The sequence below is a fragment of the Streptomyces californicus genome (genome assembly GCF_000717645.1).
GTDB lineage: Bacteria > Actinomycetota > Actinomycetes > Streptomycetales > Streptomycetaceae > Streptomyces > Streptomyces californicus.
On record NZ_JNZZ01000063.1, the window covers coordinates 1 to 3344 of the forward strand.

The 3344-nt window shown below is 56.6% G+C and carries 2 rRNA genes; both read right to left on the bottom strand.

What is annotated here, in order from left to right:
- Positions 1-97: ribosomal RNA gene (rrf, locus tag IF19_RS1000000135625) — 5S ribosomal RNA — on the bottom strand; the annotation flags it as partial.
- 111 nt (positions 98-208) lie between these two features.
- Positions 209-3287: ribosomal RNA gene (locus IF19_RS0134175) — 23S ribosomal RNA — on the bottom strand.
- Positions 3288-3344 lie beyond the last annotated feature (57 nt).

The following is a 3344-nucleotide window of genomic DNA, read 5'->3' on the forward strand; positions in this document are numbered from 1 at the left end:
CCCACAGGGTCCCCCCTGCAGTACCATCGGCGCTGAAAGGCTTAGCTTCCGGGTTCGGAATGTAACCGGGCGTTTCCCTAACGCAATGACCACCGAAACCCTATCGGGTTCTAGCGAACAAGCACACTCTTCAATTAAGTAGTGAAACTGTTCAACCGGCGCGATAACTGTTCGCAACCCGGGAACAACACAGTGGACGCGAGCAACTGAGGACAAGCCCTCGGCCTATTAGTACCAGTCAGCTCCACCCGTTACCGGGCTTCCACATCTGGCCTATCAACCCAGCTCGAAGCAGGCTTCCCGCTTAGATGCTTTCAGCGGTTATCCTTTCCGAACGTAGCCAACCAGCCATGCCCTTGGCAGAACAACTGGCACACCAGAGGTTCGTCCGTCCCGGTCCTCTCGTACTAGGGACAGCCCTTCTCAATATTCCTACGCGCGCAGCGGATAGGGACCGAACTGTCTCACGACGTTCTAAACCCAGCTCGCGTACCGCTTTAATGGGCGAACAGCCCAACCCTTGGGACCGACTCCAGCCCCAGGATGCGACGAGCCGACATCGAGGTGCCAAACCATCCCGTCGATATGGACTCTTGGGGAAGATCAGCCTGTTATCCCCGGGGTACCTTTTATCCGTTGAGCGACAGCGCTTCCACAAGCCACTGCCGGATCACTAGTCCCGACTTTCGTCCCTGCTCGACCCGTCGGTCTCACAGTCAAGCTCCCTTGTGCACTTACACTCAACACCTGATTGCCAACCAGGCTGAGGGAACCTTTGGGCGCCTCCGTTACTCTTTAGGAGGCAACCGCCCCAGTTAAACTACCCATCAGACACTGTCCCTGATCCGGATCACGGACCCAGGTTAGACATCCAGCACGACCAGAGTGGTATTTCAACGACGACTCCACAACCACTGGCGTGGCCGCTTCACAGTCTCCCACCTATCCTACACAAGCCGAACCGAACACCAATATCAAACTATAGTAAAGGTCCCGGGGTCTTTCCGTCCTGCTGCGCGAAACGAGCATCTTTACTCGTAGTGCAATTTCACCGGGCCTATGGTTGAGACAGTCGAGAAGTCGTTACGCCATTCGTGCAGGTCGGAACTTACCCGACAAGGAATTTCGCTACCTTAGGATGGTTATAGTTACCACCGCCGTTTACTGGCGCTTAAGTTCTCAGCTTCGCCACCCCGAAAGGCAGCTAACCGGTCCCCTTAACGTTCCAGCACCGGGCAGGCGTCAGTCCGTATACATCGCCTTACGGCTTCGCACGGACCTGTGTTTTTAGTAAACAGTCGCTTCTCGCTGGTCTCTGCGGCCACCCCCAGCTCACCGAGTAAATCGGATCACCAGTGATGGCCCCCCTTCTCCCGAAGTTACGGGGGCATTTTGCCGAGTTCCTTAACCATAGTTCACCCGAACGCCTCGGTATTCTCTACCTGACCACCTGAGTCGGTTTAGGGTACGGGCCGCCATGAAACTCGCTAGAGGCTTTTCTCGACAGCATAGGATCATCCACTTCACCACAATCGGCTCGGCATCAGGTCTCAGACTACGTGTTGTGCGGATTTGCCTACACAACGTCCTACACCCTTACCCCGGGACAACCACCGCCCGGGCTGGACTACCTTCCTGCGTCACCCCATCGCTTACCTACTACAAGTCTGGTTCATCGGCTCCACCACTACCCTCAACTCCGAAGAGATCGGGCCGGCTTCACGGACTTAGCATCGCCTGATTCAGTACTGGGCGTTTCAAAGCGGGTACCGGAATATCAACCGGTTGTCCATCGACTACGCCTGTCGGCCTCGCCTTAGGTCCCGACTTACCCTGGGCAGATCAGCTTGACCCAGGAACCCTTAGTCAATCGGCGCACACGTTTCTCACGTGTGTATCGCTACTCATGCCTGCATTCTCACTCGTGAACCGTCCACAACTCGCTTCCGCGGCTGCTTCACCCGGCACACGACGCTCCCCTACCCATCCACACAGGCGTTGGCCCTATATGTGTGAATGACACGACTTCGGCGGTACGCTTGAGCCCCGCTACATTGTCGGCGCGGAATCACTTGACCAGTGAGCTATTACGCACTCTTTCAAGGGTGGCTGCTTCTAAGCCAACCTCCTGGTTGTCTCTGCGACTCCACATCCTTTCCCACTTAGCGTACGCTTAGGGGCCTTAGTCGATGCTCTGGGCTGTTTCCCTCTCGACCATGGAGCTTATCCCCCACAGTCTCACTGCCGCGCTCTCACTTACCGGCATTCGGAGTTTGGCTAAGGTCAGTAACCCGGTAGGGCCCATCGCCTATCCAGTGCTCTACCTCCGGCAAGAAACACACGACGCTGCACCTAAATGCATTTCGGGGAGAACCAGCTATCACGGAGTTTGATTGGCCTTTCACCCCTAACCACAGGTCATCCCCCAGGTTTTCAACCCTGGTGGGTTCGGTCCTCCACGAAGTCTTACCTCCGCTTCAACCTGCCCATGGCTAGATCACTCCGCTTCGGGTCTAGAGCGTGCAACTCAACCGCCCTGTTCGGACTCGCTTTCGCTACGGCTTCCCCACACGGGTTAACCTCGCTACACACCGCTAACTCGCAGGCTCATTCTTCAAAAGGCACGCAGTCACGACGCACCGAGCAAGCTCGATGCGCGACGCTCCCACGGCTTGTAGGCACACGGTTTCAGGTACTATTTCACTCCGCTCCCGCGGTACTTTTCACCATTCCCTCACGGTACTATCCGCTATCGGTCACCAGGGAATATTTAGGCTTAGCGGGTGGTCCCGCCAGATTCACACGGGATTTCTCGGGCCCCGTGCTACTTGGGTGTCTCTCAAACGAGCCGTTGATGTTTCAGCTACGGGGGTCTTACCCTCTACGCCGGACCTTTCGCATGTCCTTCGCCTACACCAACGGTTTCTGACTCGCCTCACAGCCGGCAGACTATGAAAAAGAGATCCCACAACCCCGCATGCGCAACCCCTGCCGGGTATCACACGCATACGGTTTGGCCTCATCCAGTTTCGCTCGCCACTACTCCCGGAATCACGGTTGTTTTCTCTTCCTGAGGGTACTGAGATGTTTCACTTCCCCTCGTTCCCTCCACACTGCCTATGTGTTCAGCAGCGGGTGACAGCCCATGACGACTGCCGGGTTTCCCCATTCGGAAACCCCCGGATCAAAGCTTGGTTGACAGCTCCCCGGGGACTATCGTGGCCTCCCACGTCCTTCATCGGTTCCTGGTGCCAAGGCATCCACCGTGCGCCCTTAAAAACTTGGCCACAGATGCTCGCGTCCACTGTGCAGTTCTCAAACAACGACCAGCCACCCACCACCCC